Here is a 17,933-nt window from a genome sequence, read left to right as displayed (position 1 = left end):
AACCCCTCACGCATCGAGCGCCGCGTAGGTCAGGACGCGCAGCTCCCGCCGGATCGGCAGCGCCGAGGACGGCACGAGCTGCGTCATGAGTACCACCGAGAGATCCTCGGCCGGGTCGATCCAGAACGCCGTCGAGGCCAAGCCGCCCCAGGCGACTTCGCCCGGCGTGCCGAGGATCTGGGCTCGTGCCGGATCGAGCATCACCGAGAAGCCGAGGCCGAAGCCGATGCCCGTGTAGGAGGTCTCGGCGAAGCGGGGCGTGCCCATGGCGGCGAGGTCACCGGGCAGGTGGTTGGCGAGCATCAGGGCGACGGTCTTGCGGCCCAGAAGCCGCGCACCGTCCAGGGTGCCGCCGTTGAGGATCATCCGGCAGAAGCGCTGGTAGTCGGCCGCCGTCGAGACGAGGCCGCCACCGCCCGACGCGATCACGGGCGGCTGCGCGAAGGTCGTCTCCACGGAATCGTCGAACAGGCTGAGCCGCCGCTCGCGGTCGTACACGTAGGTCGCGCAGAAGCGCGGCATTAGATCGGCGCGGACGTGGAAGTCCGTATCGGCCATGCCGAGCGGGGCGATGACGTTCTCCCGCAGGTAATCGGCGAAAGGCCGCCCGCTCAGCGCCGCCACGTACTGGCCCAGGACATCGGTGGCGACGCTATAGTTCCAGGCGCTGCCGGGCTGCGCGAGGAGGGGCAGCGTCGCCACCCGGGCCGTCATCTCGGCCAGCGTTCCCTCGCGCGCCAGGAAGTCGACGCCCTGCGCGCGGTACTGCGCGTCGATCAGGGTCGCTTCCATGAAGCCGTAGGTCAGGCCGGCCGTGTGGGTGAGGAGGTCGCGCACGGTGATTGGCCGGCGCGCCGGTTCGGTCTCGAGCTTCGCCCGGTTCCCGCCGACGGCGACGCGCATCTCGGCGAATTCGGGCAGCACCCGCGAGACCGGATCGTCGAGCTGGAACAGGCCCTGCTCATAGAGCTGCATCACCGCCACCGAGGTGAGCGGCTTCGTCATCGAGTAGATCCGCGTCACGGTGTCGAGGGTGAACGCCGTGCCGCGGGCCAGGTCCGCCTGCCCGCAGGCGCGGGCGAAGGCCACGCTGCCCCGGCGCGCCACCGTCACCGACAGGCCGGCGAGCCGCCCGTCGGCCACGAGTCGGTCCATCCACGGCGCGATCCGCGCGAGACCCGCGGGGCTGAAGCCTGCGCCCGTTGGATCGGTCTCGGTCAATGCGCTCATTCCGTCTCCCTCGCTGATGGCCGATGGTTAGGGGCTGCCGGGGCGAAAAGCACCCTCGCGATCACCAGCCCATCGTTCCCGGCCCGCCCTTGAACGGCCCGACGATGCCGGGGGTGATCCAGCCGCCGTAGAACGTCCCGGGCTGGGGAATGGCCCGGGCGTCGCCGACGAAGCAGGCGTCCATCGGGCCCGCGTAGAAGGCGACGCAGCCCGCGATGGCGCGGAAATCCGGTGACGGATCGGGATAGGCCCAGGCCGCCCCCGGCACGTGGCGACCGCCGCCCTGCACGTCGAACAGCACGGCCTGCCCCTTCCACTCGCAGATCCCGCCCCGCCGCGGGTTCGCCAGCGCGCCGGGCGCGATGGCATCCGGCGGCAGATAGTAGGTCGGGGGATGCGAGGTTTCGAGGACGCGGAAGCCGGCGACCGTCTCGGCGATCGGGGCGCCGCCGAGCACCACGCGTAGCCGCTCCGCCACCGGCTCCAGGCGCGGTGGGCGCGGGTAGTCCCACACGCTCTCTTCGCCGGGCCCGACCGGGTCGGGATCGGGGTGTCTGAGCATCCATGACATGGGGAACCTCGTGCAGATCGTCCGCGGGGCGATATAGGGCGGCGCGCCCGGCGTTTGTCGGGGCGCCGCCCCGTGCTAGCCCGGGGCGCCCCTCAAGATCCGGACAGCTCCGCGATGGACATCGCCCTCTTCCTCGACTTCGACGGCACCCTCGCCGAGATCGCGCCGCGGCCGGACGCCGTGCAGGTCGAGCCCGGGCTCGTCACGACGTTGGAGCGCCTCCGCCTGCGTCTCGGCGGCGCGCTCGCGATCGTCACCGGCCGTCCCGTCTCGGTGATCGACGGCTTCCTGGCCCCCTCGCAGCTGGATGCGGCCGGTCTGCACGGAGTCGAGCGCCGCCTCGGCGCCGCGCTCACCGGCGGGCGGCCGGAGGATCACCCGGATCTGCGCCGGCAGGTCGAACGGCTCCATGCGGACAGCGCCGCACTGGCGAACGTGCTGATCGAGGACAAGGGCGCCTCGGTGGCGGTGCACTGGCGGCTTGCCAGCCCCGACGACGCCGGCCGGGCCGAGGCCCTGGTCAAGGCGGCAGCCGGGAGCCTCGGGCGTTCGTACCGCCTGCAACTCGGCAAGGCGGTGGGCGAGATCGTCCCGGCGCAGGCCACCAAGGCGCACGCGATCCGAGGCTTCCTGGAGCAGGCCCCCTATGCCGGTCGGAGGCCCGTATTCTTCGGGGACGACCGCACCGACGAGATCGCCTTCGCGTCGGTCGAGGAGGATGGCGGCGTCGCGGTGCGGGTCGGCGACGGCGAGACCGTCGCGAGCCGCCGTCTGCCCGACCCCGCCGCGGTTCGGGCGCTGCTGCGGGACTGGGCCGAGGGGCGCGCGATCGACCTCGAGGCCCTGCCGCCGGCCTGAGGCGCGCCGAACCCGACCCGGCACGCCGGATCCCGCAGGATCACGCGTGGCGGCCGCGCGATTGGGGGCCGCCGGCGCTATCCGCGAAAATTTGGCGATGCCGGAGGACTATGGGCGGGGGATCTGGCGCGTCGGTGCGCATCGACGGCGCCTGCATCCTGGCCGGCGCCGTCCGGTCCTGCGCGTGGCCCGGGCCAATGTGGCTGCACTTCCTCCCGCCGGCCCCGGTTCCCCATCCTGGCCTGCTCGGCCTCGCCGCCGATCCTGCGACCGGCCCCAGCCGCGTCGGCACGGCTCACGCGTCGGCCCAGCCGCTGGTCGTTCCGCGCATCCTCGGCTCTGGGGATGCCCTTCGCGGCCGGCATGCCGCTGATGTCGCTCGCCCATATCGGCCTTGATCGAATGCTCGGCTATAGTCCGGGATACGGGACCGGGTCCGGTGATGCGTGTCCTATCGGCGCCGGCCGCCATCGTGTGAGGACGAGCGGGTCCGTCTGGGGCGCGCGCCGCCTTCAGGCGCGCCCGCCCCCGGTCTGGCGCGGTTGTGGACGATCAGAGCCGTCGCGGGCACCCCTCCTGCCCCGACGGTCCAGCGAACGGGGACACCCTGCAATGTTCGATTTTCCGGTCCTGGTCGGCGATATCGGCGGCACGAATGCGCGCTTCGGCCTCATCGAGCGGACCGGCGACCAGCCGCGGCTCCTGTCCCACGAGGCGACCGCCGACCACCCCGACCCGTCGAGCGCCATCCGGGCCTCGCTGGCGAAGGCCGGGGATCGCGCCCCCGCGCCGCGCTCGGCGATTTTGGCGATCGCCGGCCGGGTCGACGGGCCGGAGATCCAGCTCACGAACGCCCACTGGCGCATCGCCGGCCAGCGCATCGCCGAAGATTTCGGCCTCGCCGCCGCGGTGGTGGTGAACGACTACGTGCCGGTGGCCGCCGGTGCCGCCGATATCGAGCCGCACGACCTCACGCCGGTCGGCCCCTGTCCGCCGGTGCCGGGTGGCGCCCGGGTGGTGCTGGGCCCTGGGACGGGCTTCGGCGCGGCGGCGCTCATCCCCTACGCGGCCCATCTCGCCATCGTCTCCACCGAGGTCGGGCACACGGATATCGGCCCGGCCAACGATTTCGAGGAGAAGGTCTGGCACGTCCTGGAACGCGTCGAGGACCGCATCACCGTCGAGACGGTTCTATCCGGGCCCGGGCTCTCGCGGATGCACGCGGCCGTGGCGCATGTCCGCACCGGCAGACCGCACGAGAAGATCGAGCCGGCCGCCGTGACCGAGGCGGGGCTCGACACCTCGGATCCTCACGCCGCCGAGACGCTGGAGCTGTTCGGCCGGATCCTCGGCCGCGTCTGCGGCGACCTCGCGCTGACCTTCCTGGCGACGAGCGGCGTCTACATCGGGGGCGGCATCGCGCCCCGGATCCTCAAGGTGCTGGAGGAGAGCGGATTCCGCGCGGCCTTCGAGAAGAAGGCGCCATTCGCCGCGATGATGCGGCGGATTCCCACCAGCGTCATCACCGTCCAGGACCCTGCCTTCCGGGGTCTCGCGGCCCTGGCCAACGAGGGCGCCAAGTTCGTCTATCACGGGCAGGTGTGGCGGAAGGGGGCGTGACGACCTACGCGGTCGCCGGCGCGCACGCAGCGAGGCGGCCGAGGCCGCTGCGACACCGGTATTCCGTGTCGCAGCGCGTCCGCCCCGGTCCGCTCGCCCGGGGCCGGGGCGCTCAGGCCGCCGCCAGCGGCTTCGACACCTCCTCCAGGGACTTGCCCTCCGCGGCCGTGCCCCAGATCCCGCCCACCACGGCGGCGATCAGCATCAGCGCCGCGCCGATGCCGTAGCCGACCAGCACCCAGTCCCGCGATCCGGTCTCCACCAGGGCGCCGAACAGGAGCGGGCCCGACACGCCGCCGATGCCCGTGCCCACCGCGTAGAAGGCCGCGATGGCGAGGGCCCGGATCTCCAGCGGGAAGGTCTCCGAGACCGTGAGGTAGGCCGAACTCGCCGCCGCGGAGGCGAAGAAGAACACCACCATCCAGGCGGCCGTCTGGCCCACGGGCCCGAGCACCTCGAGGCGGAACAGCAGGCCGACGCCCGCGAGTAGCAGCGCCGAGATGCCGTACGTGAAGGCGATCATCTGGCGCCGGCCGATCGTGTCGAACAGCCTTCCGAGCAGCAGCGGGCCCAGGAAGGAGCCGAGGGCGAAGGGCAGCAGGTACCAGCCGACATGGTTGCCGGGCACGTCGTAGAACCGCTCCAGCACCAGCGCGTAGGTGAAGAACAGGGCGTTGTAGAAGAACGCCTGCGCGATCATCAGCGCGAGGCCGACCATCGTCTCCTTGCGGCTCGTGACGAACAAGGCCTTGAACACCTCCGACAGCGGGGTGTGGTCGCGGGTGCGGACCTTCATGCGCTTGCTCGCGTCCACCGGCGGGAGGGTGACGCCCTCGTCGGTGAAGCGCTTCTCGATGCCGGTGACGACCCGGTCGGCCTCGGCGGCGTAGCCGTGGGTGGCGAGCCACCGCGGGCTCTCGGGAATCCACGTGCGCAGCAGCAGGATCACGAGGCCGATGGCGCCGCCGGTGAAGAACGCGACCCGCCAGCCCCAGGCCGGGTCGATCACCTCGGGCTTCAGGAGCACGATCGACATGAACGAGCCGAGGGCCGCGCCGATCCAGAAGGAGCCGTTGATGACGAGGTTGGTCCAGCCGCGGACCCGGGCCGGGACCAGCTCCTGGATGGTCGAGTTGATCGCCGTGTACTCGCCGCCGATCCCCGCGCCCGTGAAGAAGCGGAAGACGCAGAAGCTCCAGATATTCCAGGACAGGCCCGTGGCGGCCGTGGCGACGAGGTAGAGGGCGAGCGTGATGAAGAACAACTTCTTGCGGCCGATGCGGTCGGTGAGCCATCCGAAGCCGATCGCCCCGGTGACCGCGCCCACGAGGTAGCAGGAGGCCGCGAGGCCGACGTCGAACTCGGAGAAGGACATCGGCGGCTGGCGCAGGGCGCCCACCAGCGAGCCCGCCAGCGTCACCTCGAGGCCGTCGAGCACCCAGGTGATGCCGAGCGCCACGATCACCAGGACGTGGAAGCGGCCCCAGGGCAGGCGGTCGAGGCGCGCCGAGATGTCGGTGTCGATCACGCGGCCGATTTCCGCCCGCTCCGGTGTCCCGGAGGCTCCCTCGACCTTGCTCGCCATGCTCGCTAGCCCTCCTGTTCTGTTGTTTACCCTGCCCGCAGAGCCTGCATTTACCGCGACTCCAGGCAGGTGTTGGCAACGACTTGGGAATCGATTCGGTTCGATCCCGTCTTCACCTGCGGAGCGCAGAACAGGGCGTCCTCGCGGTACCCCACCATGCGCTCCCGGTCTGCCCCATCCCGCCCCAAGCCGCTCACCCGTTTCACGTTGCTCGCCGTGATGACGCTGGTGGGTCTCGCCACCGTTCCCACGGAGGGAGCGGACGGTCACCTCGAACGGCCCAAGCCCAGGGTCCAGATGCAGGCCGCCGAGCGCTGGAAGCTGCGCCCGACCGAGCCGGTGATGCCGAACACGACGGGCAGCATCCGCACGCGCCCCGAGATCCAGATCCCGAGCGACCGTCGCAACGTCCGCCTCGTCTATCCGGCCCTGTTCGAGCCCCGCTGAACGATCCCCCCTCGACGCGTCCGGACCGCGGAGGCACAGGGCCTGCGTCGCCCGCGACGGACGAGGGCGTGGGGCGAAGCGGAGTTCACGGATGGAGGAGCCAATCGCCCTGATCGGGTGCAGCAGTCCGGACCAGGAAGCGGAGTACCTGCGGATCCTGTCGGCGGCGATGCCCAAGGAACGGCTGGTCCCGTTCCGCGCGATGGGCATCGCCGAGCGTGAGGCCGCGCGGGTGGCCGTCGTGGCCAATCCCGATCCCGCGGAGGTGGCGGCACTGCCGGGCCTGGCCTGGGTGCAGAGCCTCTGGGCCGGCGTCGAGAAGCTCGTCGGTGCGTTCGACCGGCCCCTGCCGATCGTCCGCCTCGTGGATCGGGAGATGGCCCGCACCATGGCCGAAGCGGTACTGGCCTGGACCTATTACCTCCAGCGCGACATGCCGGCCTACGCCCGGCAGCAGCGCGAGCGTGTCTGGCGCCCGCACCCCTACCGCAAGCCGGGCGAGACGAGTGTCGGCCTTCTGGGCCTCGGCGCCCTCGGCGCCGCCGCGGCCGCGCGGCTCACCGGCGCCGGATTCCGCACCGTCGGCTGGAGCCGCACGCCGAAGGACGTGGCGGGGATCGAGACGTTCCACGGGGCCGAGGGGCTCCCGGCGATGCTCGCCCGCTGCGACATCCTCGTATGCCTGATTCCCCTGACGCCGGAGACGCGCGGCCTCGTCGACGCCCGACACCTCGCGGCGCTCAAGCCCGGCGCGGCCCTGATCAATTTCGCCCGGGGGCCGATCGTTGTCACCGGGGATCTGATCGCGGCGCTGGATCGCGGGCATCTCGCTCACGCTGTCCTCGACGTGTTCGATGCGGAACCGCTCGCCGCCGATTCGCCCCTCTGGTCCCATCCCGGCGTGACCGTGCTGCCCCACATCTCCGGCCCGACCGACATGGACTCCGCGGCCGCGACGGTGGCTTCCAACCTGCGCGCGTATCGCCGGACCGGTCGGCCGCCGGACGGCATCGACCCGGCGCGGGGATATTGAGAGGACCCGAGCGGCAGACCCGCATCGCTGACCTGCGCCGCGTCACTCAAAGCTTCGGGAAGTCCGCCGCGAGGTGGTCGATCAGGAGGCGCACCGCCGGCGGAAGTCCGCGCCGGGTCGTGAAGACGAGGTGGACGATGCCGGGCTGGCTGCACCAGTCCCGGAACACGTGGACGAGCCGACCCGCAGCGATGTGATCCGCGCAGGCGTGATCGGGCAGGAAGCCGATGCCGATGCCGTCGGCGGCCGCCTCACACAGGGTCGGGAAGTCGCCGCAGGTCAGCCGTGGCTCATGGTGGAGCGTGTGCCGCGTTCCGTCCGCCCGTTCGAGCTGCCAAGCGATCTCCCCCGGGGTGTCGCTCGTGCCGAGGGTGGGAAAACCCGCGAGGCCGGCGATGTCGGGACCGAGATGGCTCGCCACCTGCGGGTTCGCCACCAGGATCCATCGCGAGAGCCCGAGCGACCGCATCGTCAGCGAGGCGTCGCTGTCGAGATCCCGCCGCACGCGGAGCGCCACGTCGATCCGCTCCTCGATCAGATCGACGGGCCTATCGGTGGCGACGAGTTGCAGCCGAACCTTGGGGTATCGAATCAGGAAGCTGCGCACCGTCGCCGACACCACGTCCGTCAGGCCGATCGGGCAACTCATTCGGATCCGGCCGTGGGGTTCGGACTGCGCCTCCGCGACGAGCGCCTCGGCCCGCTCGGCCTCCACCATCATGGCCCGGCAGCGCTCGTAGAAGCTCGTTCCGACCTCGGTGACGCGGAAACGCCGGCTCGATCGCTCGATCAGCCGCAGCCCGAGCCGCGCCTCCAGTGCGGCGATCCGGCGGCTGAGCTTCGATTTCGGCTCGCGCAGGGCACGCCCGGCGGCGGCGAAGCCGCCATGGGCGACGACCTCGGCGAAGTAGGCGTAGTCGTTCAGATCCGGGCGGGACATCGTTCCTCTGATGGAACGCTGAGTGCCACATTCGACGGCTACTGGCACCAACGTTCTGTCGACATCTCTCACGGCAACGGCGCGAGTGGTGCCGCAGCGCGGAGAACAACGATGACGGATCGGTTTCTGAACAAGGTGGTCGTGGTGACCGGCGGCACGAGCGGCATCGGCCTCGCCACCGCGAAGGCCTTCTCGAGGGAGGGCGCGTCGGTCTTCATCACCGGCCGGCGGCAGGAGGCCCTCGACGCCGCGGTGCGCGCGATCGGCGGGCAGGTCACGGCCATCCGGGGCGACATCGGGCAGCTCGCCGACATCGACCGCCTCTACAACGCGGTCCAGCAGAAGCATTCGCAGATCGACGTGGTCTTCGCCAATGCCGGCGGCGGCTCCTTCGTGCCCCTCGGCGCCATCACGGAGGAGCACTTCGCCGCGACCTTCGACACCAACGTGAAAGGCGTCCTGTTCACGGTGCAGAAGGCGCTGCCGCTGCTGAAGGACGGCGGCGCGATCGTCCTCAACGCCTCGACCGCGGGCGGCTCCGGCACGCCGGCGCTGAGCGTCTACGCCGCGAGCAAGGCGGCCGTGCGCAGCTTCGCCCGCAACTGGATCCTCGACCTCAAGGACCGTCATATCCGGGTCAACGCCGTCAGCCCCGGCGTCACCGAGACCGCCGGCCTCGACGCGCTGTTCGGCGGCGGCGATCAGGCGACGGGAACCAAGGATCATCTCGCCGGCCTGATCCCCGCCGGCCGGGTGGGCCAGCCGGACGAGATCGCCCAGGCGGTCCTGTTCCTCGCCTCGGAGGCCGCGAGCTTCGTCAACGGCGTCGAACTCTTCGTGGATGGCGGACTGGCGCAGATCTGACATCCGCACCTCGGGCGCGGCACGCCGTCGTGGGCGCGTCACCCGGTCCCGGCCGCCGGGATGAACCTCGGCGGCAGATGCCCGTTAGTGGCCGGGCCATCCGTTCCGGAAGCTGGGCAGGGCGGTTCCGAGGGGAGAACACAACCGTCCATGGGCTGGCCACGCCGCATTCTGATCACCGCCGGTCTCGCGACCGCCGCGGCCGGTGTCACCCTGGGCGTCGGACGCTTCAGCTACGCGCCGATGCCCGACCGGGCGGACCTGCTCAACCCGGACCGCTACCCGATCGAGACCGCCTTCGACGTCCTCGGACGGCGGGTGTCCCGCGCGGAGGCGGACGGCCTGAACGCCACGGACGAGGGGCGCCGGACCCTGTCGCCGGGCCGCGGCGCGGTCGCGATCGATCCCGCCATGGTCGAGCGTGGCCGTCAGGCATTCTACCAGGAGACGTTCGGCAACGAGGTGTTCCTCACCGACGTGATGGGCATGCTGGACGGCGGCCTGACGCCCGCCGAGGTGGCCCTCGCGGTCGCCCGGCTCGGCGGCGCGGGCACGACCAACCTGCAGGTCGCCATGGCCCGCGACGTGCGCGTCGGCGACCGCGTCTACCGGAAGGGCGAACTGGTCCCCACCGGCCTCGACGTGCCCAAGGGCGGCGCCTTCATCATCGGGATCAAGACCTTCTCCGACCGCGGGCACCTGCGCATGGGCATCACCTGCGCGCTCTGCCATGCCGCCGTCGATCCCGGCACCGGCAAGGTGGTGGAGGGGGCGCCGAACACCGACCTCAACGCCGGGCTGCTGATGGCGCTCGCGAAGAACTCGTCCGCCTACTTCATGCACGCGAGCGTTCCGGAGGCGGACGCCCGCCCGTCCGCCGATCCGCAGCATACCGGCTCAACCCGTTCGGGCCCGACGCTGCCGGACGCAGCGGCCGTGGAGGCGGCCACCAAGGTCCAGGTGGCGAGCTGGCCGCCGGGCAGCTTCGATTCGTCGGCCGACCGGGTCACCAATCCCACCTCGATCCCGTCGAGCTTCTCCGCCCATGGCGAGCCCTACAGCTGGAGCGGGCGGGAGGCCGTCGGCCCGTTCGCCGGCCTGTCCTCGCTCAACAACAACGTCCACGCCGCCAACTCCGAAACGACGCAGCTGGCGGCCGCCGCACCCTGGCTGTTCGGCATGGACCCGGAGACGTATCTCGGCATCGTCCTGCGCAGGGCGGCGACCGAGACGTTCCGCTACAGGCCGGACGGCGCGGCAACGCCGTCCGAGGTCCTGAGGCACGTCGATCCCACCCCGGCCTCGCCCGGCCTCAACAGCTACGCGGTGCTGCCAACCTACCCGGCCACCAACTACGTGACCGACAACGGCCTGTTCACCTCGGTCCCCGGCGAGCCGGTCAACCACGCCAACAACGCCATGTCGGCCTTCCAGAACCTGCTGCACCCGCCGGCTGCCGCGCAGGATTCGGGTACGGTCCGGACCGGGCGCGCGGTGTTCGACAAGGCGGGTTGCGGGGCCTGCCATTCCGGCCCGGCGCTCACCAACCACCGGATCGTGCCGGAGGCCGAGATCGGGACGGAGCCGACCCGGGCGCGGGCCGGCGCCAAGATGGAGGCGCGCCTGTCGCCGCCGACGCTCTTCGCCACCGACACGCCGTTCCCGCTGCCGGCCGATCCGGTGATCGTCCCGGTGCCGCTGGCCGGCGACAAGCTCGCCCAGGTCCAGCTCGCCTGGGGGCAGGGGGGCACCGAGGGCGGCTACAAGGTGCCGAACCTCGTCGGCCTCGCCTGGACGGCCCCGTATCTCCACGATTCCGGCGTGTCGGTCGGGCCCGATGCCGAGCACCAGCTCGGCGTCGCGGGCACGCTCTACAAGGGGGTCGCCCCGGATCCTGCCAACAGCCTGCGCGCGTTGGTGGACCGGGATCTGCGCGCGAAGGTCGTCGCCGCGAACGAGGCCTCGGATACCGCGCGGACCGCCCGCGTTACCGGCAGAGGGCACGCCTTCTGGGCGGATGCCGGTTCGGGTGTCTCCGGCACGGAGCAGACGGCGCTGATCGCCTACCTCCTGTCGGTCGATCGCCTGACGGAACCGGCCGCGACGCCCTGATCACGCCGCGACGATCACGGGATCCACCATGACGCAGAACGCCAACCCGGTCTGGTTCATCACCGGCTGCTCCACCGGCTTCGGCCGGGACCTCGCCAAGCTCGTGATCGGCCGGGGATGGTGCGCGGTGGTCACGGCCCGCGATCGCGCCAAGGTTTCCGACCTCGCGCAAGGGGTCGAGGATCGGGTCCTCGCCCTGTCCCTCGACGTCACCGACGCGGACCAGATCGCGGATTCGGTCCGTGCCGCGACGGCGACATTCGGTCGGGTCGACGTGCTCGTGAACAACGCGGGCTACGGCTATCAGGCGTCGGTCGAGGAGGGGGAGGAGGACAAGATCCGCGCCCAGTTCGATGCGAACGTGTTCGGGCTGTTCGCATTGACCCGCGCGGTTCTGCCGATGATGCGGACCCAGCGCTCCGGGCACATCCTCAACATCACGTCGGTGGCGGGCTTCGTGGGTTTCCCGGCTTCGGGATACTACGCCGCCACCAAGCACGCCGTGGAGGGGTTTTCCGATGCGCTCGCCGCCGAGGCCGGGCCGCTCGGGATCCGCGTGACCTGCATCGAGCCCGGCCCGTTCCGTACCGACTGGGCCGGTCGCTCCCTGATCCAGACGCCCAACGCCATCGCGGACTACGCCGAGACCGCCGGCGCACGTCTCAAGGCCACGGCGGAGAAGAGCGGTACCCAGGCCGGTGATCCGGTACGGGCCGGCGAGGCGATGATCCGGGTGACCGAGATCGAGAACCCGCCGCGCCACCTCGTCCTCGGCGCCTGGGGCTACGACGCGGTCACGACCCGGCTGAGGCAGCGCCTCGCCGACATCGAGGCGTGGCGCGAGACCAGCCTGGGGGCCGATTATCCGGACGCGTGACGCGACTCGGGCGCCGGGTGTTCGGCGCTCGACCGTTCCCCCGATGCGCTGTCGGCGTCACCGCGGCGGCGCCGTCCGGGAAGCGCGGCAGGTCCGCCGTCGGGGCCTGCGGCGCCCTCGGGCCCGAGACGGGATGACCGTCAGATCACTGCCTCGATCAGGCCCCGGGTCTTGGCCTCCTCGGCTTCGAGGTACCAATTCGCCGGGGCCTTCTCGAGAACCTCGTCCAGGGTGACGCTCGAGCCCGCGACGAGATTGGCGAAACCCTCATTCTGGATCTCGATCGAGCACAGGATCTCGTTGAGGGTCGCCTTGACGGAGGCGATGCAGGTGGTGAGCGGCCCCTGGACCTGGAGCTGCTTGTTCATCTTGCGCTCGTGGATCATCAACCGCGTGCCGCAAGTCAGGTACCGGTTCGGCCGGGCGAAGAAGCTCATGAAGGTCGTGCCGGCGGAATAGATCGCCGCCTTGCCGAGGAAGACGAACCGCCGGTGCGGATCCATCGCGCTGTTGAAGCGGATGTCCTCGCCCATCATCCGGGCGACCTCCGGATCCCCGCCCAGCGTCGTCAGCTCGACGACCACGATCTCGCGGTCGGCCGCCTGATCGAGCTGGCGTCGGAAGTCGCGGTACATGTCGTAGTCGACCGGGCCGGACAGCAGCACGGCCGGAGCCCGGAACGCGGTCGGGCGGAGAGGGGTCGTGTCCATGATGCTCCTGAAGGTCTGGTCGATCCCGGCGATCCTGGCCGTCGCCGAGGAAACTCTGCCCCAGAGGCGCGGGGGCCTGTGTGGACATTCAGGCGGGTAATGGCCGGAACGGCATCGCGGTTTCCGCCGCGTCCGACAACCGGCGGGGACGCGAGCGCGCCGCGGGAGCCAGGAGGCGGCGTCGTGCCGCCCCCGCGCCGGAGCCCGCGCGCCGGAGCGGCGATCCGAGGGACCGGACGCCGCGGCGGCGGATGCGCCTATCCCCACCTTGTCCACAGTCCTCGCGGCGCTGGGAAACGCCTTGGTAAGCGCCCGCGCGCCAGGGTCGGTGCCGAGATCGAAACCTGTGCCCGGACACGATGATGACCAGCCAGCAGCTCGCCGACGAACTGAAGCGGATCGCCACCACCCAGGTCAGCGACATCACCCGCGCGGTGAAGGAAGGCCAGAAGTCGATCGCGCTGAACGAGGTGCGGGACATGGCGCGCCGCCTCAGCCTCCTGGCCGATGCGTTCGATCCTAAATCGGCGCCCGAGAAGGTCGAGCCCCTCGACGGTGCGCAGGCGGCCTGACCCGTAGAAGACGGCCCTCCCAGGAGCCCCCCATGGTCCGCGCACAGTTCACCATCCGCCTCGACGGCGCGTCCCTGCCGGCATCGGCGGCGCAGTGGGTCGCCGACACCGATGCGGCCCGCGACGCCGCGCGCACCATCGTGCAGGGCCTGATGCGCCAGCACGGCGGGGACCCGCGGCTGCTCGGCGCCACGATGGTGATCACCGACGCGGACGGCGCGACGCTCCTCGAACTCCCGTTCCTCGACGTGCTGTACATGCCCGTCGAGCCGGTATGCGACGCGGATCGCCGTCCGCGGGTCCCGCGCAAGCGCGCGCCGACGCGCCTCGGCGCCGCGCTCGGCCCGATGCGCCGGCTCGCCGGTGCCCTCGGCGCCCGCATCCAGCCGCGCCCGGGCCACTGACGGCGCTTGGGTCACCCGGGCGCCTATGGTCACCCGAAGAGGTCGGTGACCGCGAAGCCTCGCTCCGCGAGGCGCTCGGCCAGGACGCGCCGGTGGCAGAGTGCCGGATCCCGCTCGAAGCAGAGCAGGCAGACCGGCGCGGCCTCGGCCATGGAAGCCAGCTCGTCCAGGGCCGCGTATCCGGCGGCGGTGTCGAGCACCTCCTCGCAGTAGATGCGCCGCATCAGCGCCGCGTCACCGGCCCGGGCAGCCTGCCGGCCGGATTTCGGCGTTCCGAGGCTGCGCAGATGCGCGTAGCGCAGGCCGGCCTCCTCCAGGGAATGGCCGAGCGCGTTCTTCGAAAAGCCGCGCTTGCGCGAGTTGGCCACCGCCCGGACGTCGGCCAGTACCGCCACTCCCGCGGAGTTCAGGACGCTGCCGAGACGCTCCGAGTCGAGGCCTTCGTAGCCTATGGTAAAGATTTGCTTGCTCACGACGGTGTGACCGGACTCGCGTTTCAGGACCGACACTTAGCCGGTTGTCAGCCTGTGAAACAGCCGGGGATGCCCGGCGTATGTCGCGGTGGGGCAACGCATCTCGGAATTCCGCCGCAATGATCGCAAAGCTCCGTTAACCGCGCCGGGGCCATCGAATACGTCTGTCTGTGGCGCTCTTTCGGTGGCGGGCTGAGCACTGATGACGCGGATCATGAAGCTTTCGCGGTCTCTGTCCCGGGACCTGACCTGGGGACTGAACGGCCGACTTGCCGCCGCCCGGCGGTGCGCCGGGCGATTCGCCGCCGCCGCGATCCTCGCGGGGCTCGCGGCCTGCGCGTCGAACAACGACTTCTACCCCACCAAGGGCGACACCAAGCCCCATCCCGGTGTGGCGAAGGCCAAGCAGCACCCGATCCAGGGCATCGACATCTCGAAGTGGCAGGGCAACGTCGATTGGGCTTCGGTCCGGGCGGCCGGAACCCAGTTCGCCTTCATCAAGGCGACGGAGGGCGGCGACCACGTCGACGAGCGCTTCCGGACCAACTGGGACGGCGCGGCCCGGGCCGGCGTGCCGCGGGGCGCCTACCACTTCGTGTTCTGGTGCCGCTCCGCCCGGGAGCAGATGGAGTGGTTCAAGCGGAACGTGCCGAACGACCCGGCCGCGCTCCCGCCGGTGCTCGATGTCGAGTGGAATGGCCACTCGCAGACGTGCCCCAAGAAGCTGCCCAAGGCGCAGGCCCTGGCGATGGTCACCGAGATGCTGGAGGAGATGGAACGCTACACGGGCAAGCGCCCGATCATCTACACCGACATCACGTTCCATAAGGACGTGCTCGAAGGCGAGCTGCCCGATTACCCGCACTGGTTGCGGTCTACGGCGGCGGAGCCCGAGCAGCGGTTCGTCAACCGCAAGTGGATGCTCTGGCAGTTCACCTCAACTGGCCGGGTCCCCGGGGTGCAGGGCGACGTCGATCGCAACGCCTTCTACGGCACCCCGTCCGACTGGGCCTCGTTCCTGTCCACGGATTGCGATCCGCGGGAGCACCGCCGTCTCTCCGCGCAGGGGCTCTGCACGGACAAATAGATACGGTCTATGGAAAGAAACCCAGGTTAGTTCAGAGGCGCGGCGCGCGGAGTATTTCTCCGGAAGTCTGGCTGCCGATCCGGCACGCCGGCGAGGATCCCTTCGGGAGCCTCTCCTCCCGGACCTCGCCGCGCCTGATGCCGATCGATCGTGCCGTCCCAACGGGTAACCTGCTCCTCGCCGCGCTGTCCGCCACCGACCGTGCGCTGATCGTTCCCCACCTCGAACACCTGTCCTACGCCAAGGGCTCGACCGTCTTCGAGGCGGGTGATGAGGTGACGCACATCACCTTTCCCTGCGAACAGACCGTCGTCGCCCTGGTCGTCGCCACCCGCGACGGGCGAACCGCCGAGACCGTCACGATCGGCCACGACGGCGCCGTCGGCGGAATCGTCGGCCCGGGCCGGATGCCGGCTTCGGCCAACGCGCTGGTGCAGGTCGGCGGGCCGACGCTCCGCCTCCACGCGGATCGCCTCCTCGAGGCGACCGTCCGGTCCGCCTCGCTGCGCGACCTGTTCGCGCGCTACGCCGATTGCTTCCTCGCGCAACTCGTCCAGACCGCCGCCTGCAACGCCCTGCACCCCATCGAGCAGCGGTGCCTCCGCTGGCTGCTGACGCTCCAGGACCGGCTCGGCGGCGATATTCTGCCGATCACCCACGAGGTGCTGGCCGCGATGCTCGGCGTCCAGCGCACCTATCTGACGCGCATCCTGCGGACGCTGCAGGACCAGGGTCTCATCCAAGTGGGACGCGGGCGCATCACGGTGGTCGATCGTGCGGCCGTATCGGCTGCGGCCTGCGAGTGCCACGGTCGCGTGCGGCTGCACTGCGAGACGGTGCTGGGCGCGGTCTACGGACCCGCCGCCCATGTTGCCCGCGCCGAGGCGTTGCCCGCTACCGGTTAGCGGGAACCCGCCCGCATCGCGACGGAACCGCCCTCAGGCGGCCGAGCGCTCCAGGATCTCGATCAGCGCCCCGTCGGGTCCCTCCACGAAGGCGATCCGCAGCCCGGGGCCCCGCGCGGTGATGCCGGTCTTGACCGGCACGCCCCGCGCCGTCAGGTCGGCCATCGCCGCCTCGATGTCGGCGACCCGCAATCCGAAATGCTCGATGCCGAGGCACGGGGTCGGCGTGGCGGGGGCGATCTCGTCCGGCGCCTGCTCGATGAACATCGTGAGGCCGCCGAGGTCCAGAACCACGCGCTGCACCGGGTCGTCGCCGACGCGCTTCACCTCCCGCGCCCCGAACGTCTCAACGTAGAAGCCCGCGGCTTTCACGGCGTCGCGGCTGCGCAGATGGAGGTGGTCGCTGGTGTACTGCATCGGGTCTCCGGCTCCTGGCGATTCGACCGGCGCGCGCCCGCTCGGGGCGTCCGCCCCGGTCGCGGACGCAAGGTAAGGCCACGGCCCCCTGCGGGCGAGATGCGGCGCTTGACGTCACGCACGAACCCGCAGAGTTTCGCGTCCGTGACCGTTGCAGGGATGCAACATTCTCCCCACATCGGGGTTCAGACCCCACACCGCACAGCCAAGAGTTCCATGCGCAATCCCTACGACGTGCTGGGCGTGGCCAAGGGGGCGAGCGAGGCCGAGATCAAGAAGGCCTATCGCAAGCTCGCCAAGGACTTCCACCCCGACCGCAACAAGAACGACGTGAAGGCCAAGGACCGCTTCGCCGAGGCGAACTCGGCCTACGAGATCCTGGGCGACGCCGAGAAGCGCAAGCAGTTCGACCGCGGCGAGATCGACGCCGAGGGCCGGCCGCGCGCCAGTGGCTTCGAAGGCTTCGGCGGCGGGTTCGGTGGCGGCCGCGGCGGCGGAGGCGGCGGCGGTTTCGACTTCGAGAACATGGCCCGCAGCCGGCAGGGCGGCATGGGCGAGGACATCTTCTCCCACATCTTCGGCGAGGCGTTCCGCGCCGGCGGGGCCGGCCCCGGCGGCCAGCGCCAGGCCGCCAAGGGCGAGGATGTCGCCGCCGAGCTGTCGGTCACCCTCGAGCAGGTCGCCAGCGAGGAGAAGCTGCGCCTGTACCTGCCCACCGGGCGGGAGGTCGACGTGGTGATCCCCCGCGGCGTCGTCGACGGTCAGACCATCCGCCTTCGCGGTCTCGGGCAGGCCGGCGGGCCTCGGAGCGAGCCCGGCGATGCGCTGCTGACCATCCGGATCCGGCCGCATCCGCGCTTCACGGTCGACGGGGCCGACCTGCGCACCACTGTGGACGTGCCCCTGGAGGACGCCGTGCTCGGCGGCACGATCCGCGTGCCCACCCTGACCGGCGCCGTCGAGATGAAGATGCCGCCGATGACGAGTTCGGGCCGGACCTTCCGCCTGCGCGGCAAGGGGCTGCCGAGGAAGGATGGCAGCCTGGGCGACCTGTTCGCCACCACGGCGATCGTCCTGCCGGAGGACGAGGACGCGGCCGTGATGGAATTCGCCCGCGCGCGGCGCGCCGCCAAGGCGGCCTGAGCCGACGACCCCGGGCGGATCCGCGGGAACCGCCCGAGGCGGAAAGCCCCGGGGCACGTCCCGGACTTCCGTCGCCGGGCCGCCT

The 17,933-nt window shown here is 71.1% G+C and carries 19 protein-coding genes; 12 read left to right on the top strand and 7 right to left on the bottom strand.

All coding sequences use genetic code 11. From position 1 onward, the window contains the following. Nucleotides 1-6 precede the first annotated feature (6 nt). On the bottom strand, nt 7-1,230 hold the full coding sequence (locus MKK82_RS21985; protein ID WP_238288602.1) for a serine hydrolase domain-containing protein: 1,224 nt from the start codon (nt 1,228-1,230) through the stop codon (nt 7-9). 61 nt (nt 1,231-1,291) lie between these two features. Beyond that, nucleotides 1,292-1,801: a DUF427 domain-containing protein gene (locus MKK82_RS21980; RefSeq protein ID WP_243986850.1), complete on the bottom strand. Its 510-nt coding sequence runs from the start codon at nt 1,799-1,801 to the stop codon at nt 1,292-1,294. Between the two features lie 114 nt (nt 1,802-1,915). Here MKK82_RS21980 and otsB point away from each other — a divergent pair, with 114 nt between their 5' ends. Further along, the gene (otsB, locus tag MKK82_RS21975) at nt 1,916-2,659 is read left to right on the top strand and encodes a trehalose-phosphatase (protein WP_238288613.1); all 744 of its coding nucleotides are present in this window, start codon (nt 1,916-1,918) and stop codon (nt 2,657-2,659) included. Between the two features lie 612 nt (nt 2,660-3,271). Continuing rightward, nucleotides 3,272-4,279, top strand: a complete 1,008-nt coding sequence (locus tag MKK82_RS21970; RefSeq protein ID WP_238288615.1) for a glucokinase — start codon at nt 3,272-3,274, stop codon at nt 4,277-4,279. Nucleotides 4,280-4,391: 112 nt separating this feature from the next. Here MKK82_RS21970 and MKK82_RS21965 read toward each other — a convergent pair whose 3' ends face one another. Continuing rightward, entirely contained in the window at nt 4,392-5,864 is a 1,473-nt protein-coding gene (locus tag MKK82_RS21965) for an MFS transporter (RefSeq protein WP_238288624.1), read from the bottom strand. A gap of 156 nt (nt 5,865-6,020) precedes the next feature. On the opposite strand from MKK82_RS21965, the gene MKK82_RS21960 reads away from it, so the two are divergent. Further along, a complete protein-coding gene (locus MKK82_RS21960) occupies nt 6,021-6,311 on the top strand; it encodes a hypothetical protein (protein WP_243986848.1) in 291 nt (96 codons plus the stop codon). Nucleotides 6,312-6,402: 91 nt separating this feature from the next. Then, a complete protein-coding gene (locus MKK82_RS21955; RefSeq protein ID WP_238288636.1) occupies nt 6,403-7,344 on the top strand; it encodes a 2-hydroxyacid dehydrogenase in 942 nt (313 codons plus the stop codon). A gap of 46 nt (nt 7,345-7,390) precedes the next feature. Here the strand turns inward: MKK82_RS21955 and MKK82_RS21950 are convergent, their stop codons facing one another. After that, the gene (locus MKK82_RS21950; RefSeq protein ID WP_238288638.1) at nt 7,391-8,284 is read right to left on the bottom strand and encodes a LysR substrate-binding domain-containing protein; all 894 of its coding nucleotides are present in this window, start codon (nt 8,282-8,284) and stop codon (nt 7,391-7,393) included. A 111-nt stretch (nt 8,285-8,395) separates the two neighbouring features. Between MKK82_RS21950 and MKK82_RS21945 the strand changes: the two genes are divergently transcribed. The 3 genes from MKK82_RS21945 (at nt 8,396) to MKK82_RS21935 (ending at nt 12,137) form a co-directional block, all read left to right on the top strand. After that, a complete protein-coding gene (locus tag MKK82_RS21945) occupies nt 8,396-9,148 on the top strand; it encodes an SDR family NAD(P)-dependent oxidoreductase (protein WP_238288640.1) in 753 nt (250 codons plus the stop codon). 150 nt (nt 9,149-9,298) lie between these two features. Further along, the gene (locus MKK82_RS21940) at nt 9,299-11,260 is read left to right on the top strand and encodes a cytochrome C oxidase Cbb3 (protein WP_243986846.1); all 1,962 of its coding nucleotides are present in this window, start codon (nt 9,299-9,301) and stop codon (nt 11,258-11,260) included. Between the two features lie 28 nt (nt 11,261-11,288). Next, entirely contained in the window at nt 11,289-12,137 is an 849-nt protein-coding gene (locus MKK82_RS21935; protein WP_243986844.1) for an oxidoreductase, read from the top strand. 140 nt (nt 12,138-12,277) lie between these two features. Here the strand turns inward: MKK82_RS21935 and MKK82_RS21930 are convergent, their stop codons facing one another. Continuing rightward, nucleotides 12,278-12,847 carry a ClpP family protease gene (locus tag MKK82_RS21930; protein WP_238288668.1) on the bottom strand — a complete coding sequence of 190 codons (570 nt, stop codon included), beginning with the start codon at nt 12,845-12,847 and terminating at the stop codon, nt 12,278-12,280. Nucleotides 12,848-13,209: 362 nt separating this feature from the next. Between MKK82_RS21930 and MKK82_RS21925 the strand changes: the two genes are divergently transcribed. Together MKK82_RS21925 and MKK82_RS21920 are read left to right on the top strand one after the other, a co-directional pair. After that, nucleotides 13,210-13,419: a hypothetical protein gene (locus MKK82_RS21925; protein ID WP_238288670.1), complete on the top strand. Its 210-nt coding sequence runs from the start codon at nt 13,210-13,212 to the stop codon at nt 13,417-13,419. Between the two features lie 32 nt (nt 13,420-13,451). Further along, nucleotides 13,452-13,823: a DUF6894 family protein gene (locus tag MKK82_RS21920; RefSeq protein ID WP_238288679.1), complete on the top strand. Its 372-nt coding sequence runs from the start codon at nt 13,452-13,454 to the stop codon at nt 13,821-13,823. Nucleotides 13,824-13,852: 29 nt separating this feature from the next. On the opposite strand, the gene MKK82_RS21915 is transcribed toward MKK82_RS21920, so the two are convergent. Next, entirely contained in the window at nt 13,853-14,296 is a 444-nt protein-coding gene (locus MKK82_RS21915; RefSeq protein WP_238288681.1) for a DUF488 family protein, read from the bottom strand. 202 nt (nt 14,297-14,498) lie between these two features. Here MKK82_RS21915 and MKK82_RS21910 point away from each other — a divergent pair, with 202 nt between their 5' ends. Together MKK82_RS21910 and MKK82_RS21905 are read left to right on the top strand one after the other, a co-directional pair. Continuing rightward, the gene (locus MKK82_RS21910) at nt 14,499-15,383 is read left to right on the top strand and encodes a glycoside hydrolase family 25 protein (RefSeq protein WP_238288688.1); all 885 of its coding nucleotides are present in this window, start codon (nt 14,499-14,501) and stop codon (nt 15,381-15,383) included. 137 nt (nt 15,384-15,520) lie between these two features. Further along, the gene (locus MKK82_RS21905; RefSeq protein ID WP_238288690.1) at nt 15,521-16,288 is read left to right on the top strand and encodes a Crp/Fnr family transcriptional regulator; all 768 of its coding nucleotides are present in this window, start codon (nt 15,521-15,523) and stop codon (nt 16,286-16,288) included. A gap of 33 nt (nt 16,289-16,321) precedes the next feature. On the opposite strand, the gene MKK82_RS21900 is transcribed toward MKK82_RS21905, so the two are convergent. Continuing rightward, nucleotides 16,322-16,705, bottom strand: a complete 384-nt coding sequence (locus tag MKK82_RS21900; protein WP_238288692.1) for a VOC family protein — start codon at nt 16,703-16,705, stop codon at nt 16,322-16,324. 216 nt (nt 16,706-16,921) lie between these two features. Here MKK82_RS21900 and MKK82_RS21895 point away from each other — a divergent pair, with 216 nt between their 5' ends. Beyond that, nucleotides 16,922-17,848: a DnaJ C-terminal domain-containing protein gene (locus MKK82_RS21895; RefSeq protein WP_243986843.1), complete on the top strand. Its 927-nt coding sequence runs from the start codon at nt 16,922-16,924 to the stop codon at nt 17,846-17,848. Nucleotides 17,849-17,933: the final 85 nt, after the last annotated feature.

The organism is Methylobacterium sp. E-046, from assembly GCF_022829625.1.
Taxonomy (GTDB): Bacteria; Pseudomonadota; Alphaproteobacteria; order Rhizobiales; family Beijerinckiaceae; genus Methylobacterium; species Methylobacterium longum.
This window is presented reverse-complemented; position numbering and strand designations above follow the sequence as displayed.

Excerpts from the sequence above, each read along its gene's own strand:
- MKK82_RS21985 (WP_238288602.1), bottom strand. The coding sequence starts at position 1,230 with ATGAGCGCATTGACCGAGACCGATCCAACGGGCGCAGGCTTCAGCCCC.
- MKK82_RS21980 (WP_243986850.1), bottom strand. The coding sequence starts at position 1,801 with ATGTCATGGATGCTCAGACACCCCGATCCCGACCCGGTCGGGCCCGGC.
- otsB (WP_238288613.1), top strand. The coding sequence starts at position 1,916 with ATGGACATCGCCCTCTTCCTCGACTTCGACGGCACCCTCGCCGAGATC.
- MKK82_RS21970 (WP_238288615.1), top strand. The coding sequence starts at position 3,272 with ATGTTCGATTTTCCGGTCCTGGTCGGCGATATCGGCGGCACGAATGCG.
- MKK82_RS21965 (WP_238288624.1), bottom strand. The coding sequence starts at position 5,864 with ATGGCGAGCAAGGTCGAGGGAGCCTCCGGGACACCGGAGCGGGCGGAA.
- MKK82_RS21960 (WP_243986848.1), top strand. The coding sequence starts at position 6,021 with ATGCGCTCCCGGTCTGCCCCATCCCGCCCCAAGCCGCTCACCCGTTTC.
- MKK82_RS21955 (WP_238288636.1), top strand. The coding sequence starts at position 6,403 with ATGGAGGAGCCAATCGCCCTGATCGGGTGCAGCAGTCCGGACCAGGAA.
- MKK82_RS21950 (WP_238288638.1), bottom strand. The coding sequence starts at position 8,284 with ATGTCCCGCCCGGATCTGAACGACTACGCCTACTTCGCCGAGGTCGTC.
- MKK82_RS21945 (WP_238288640.1), top strand. The coding sequence starts at position 8,396 with ATGACGGATCGGTTTCTGAACAAGGTGGTCGTGGTGACCGGCGGCACG.
- MKK82_RS21940 (WP_243986846.1), top strand. The coding sequence starts at position 9,299 with ATGGGCTGGCCACGCCGCATTCTGATCACCGCCGGTCTCGCGACCGCC.
- MKK82_RS21935 (WP_243986844.1), top strand. The coding sequence starts at position 11,289 with ATGACGCAGAACGCCAACCCGGTCTGGTTCATCACCGGCTGCTCCACC.
- MKK82_RS21930 (WP_238288668.1), bottom strand. The coding sequence starts at position 12,847 with ATGGACACGACCCCTCTCCGCCCGACCGCGTTCCGGGCTCCGGCCGTG.
- MKK82_RS21925 (WP_238288670.1), top strand. The coding sequence starts at position 13,210 with ATGACCAGCCAGCAGCTCGCCGACGAACTGAAGCGGATCGCCACCACC.
- MKK82_RS21920 (WP_238288679.1), top strand. The coding sequence starts at position 13,452 with ATGGTCCGCGCACAGTTCACCATCCGCCTCGACGGCGCGTCCCTGCCG.
- MKK82_RS21910 (WP_238288688.1), top strand. The coding sequence starts at position 14,499 with ATGACGCGGATCATGAAGCTTTCGCGGTCTCTGTCCCGGGACCTGACC.
- MKK82_RS21905 (WP_238288690.1), top strand. The coding sequence starts at position 15,521 with ATGCCGATCGATCGTGCCGTCCCAACGGGTAACCTGCTCCTCGCCGCG.
- MKK82_RS21900 (WP_238288692.1), bottom strand. The coding sequence starts at position 16,705 with ATGCAGTACACCAGCGACCACCTCCATCTGCGCAGCCGCGACGCCGTG.
- MKK82_RS21895 (WP_243986843.1), top strand. The coding sequence starts at position 16,922 with ATGCGCAATCCCTACGACGTGCTGGGCGTGGCCAAGGGGGCGAGCGAG.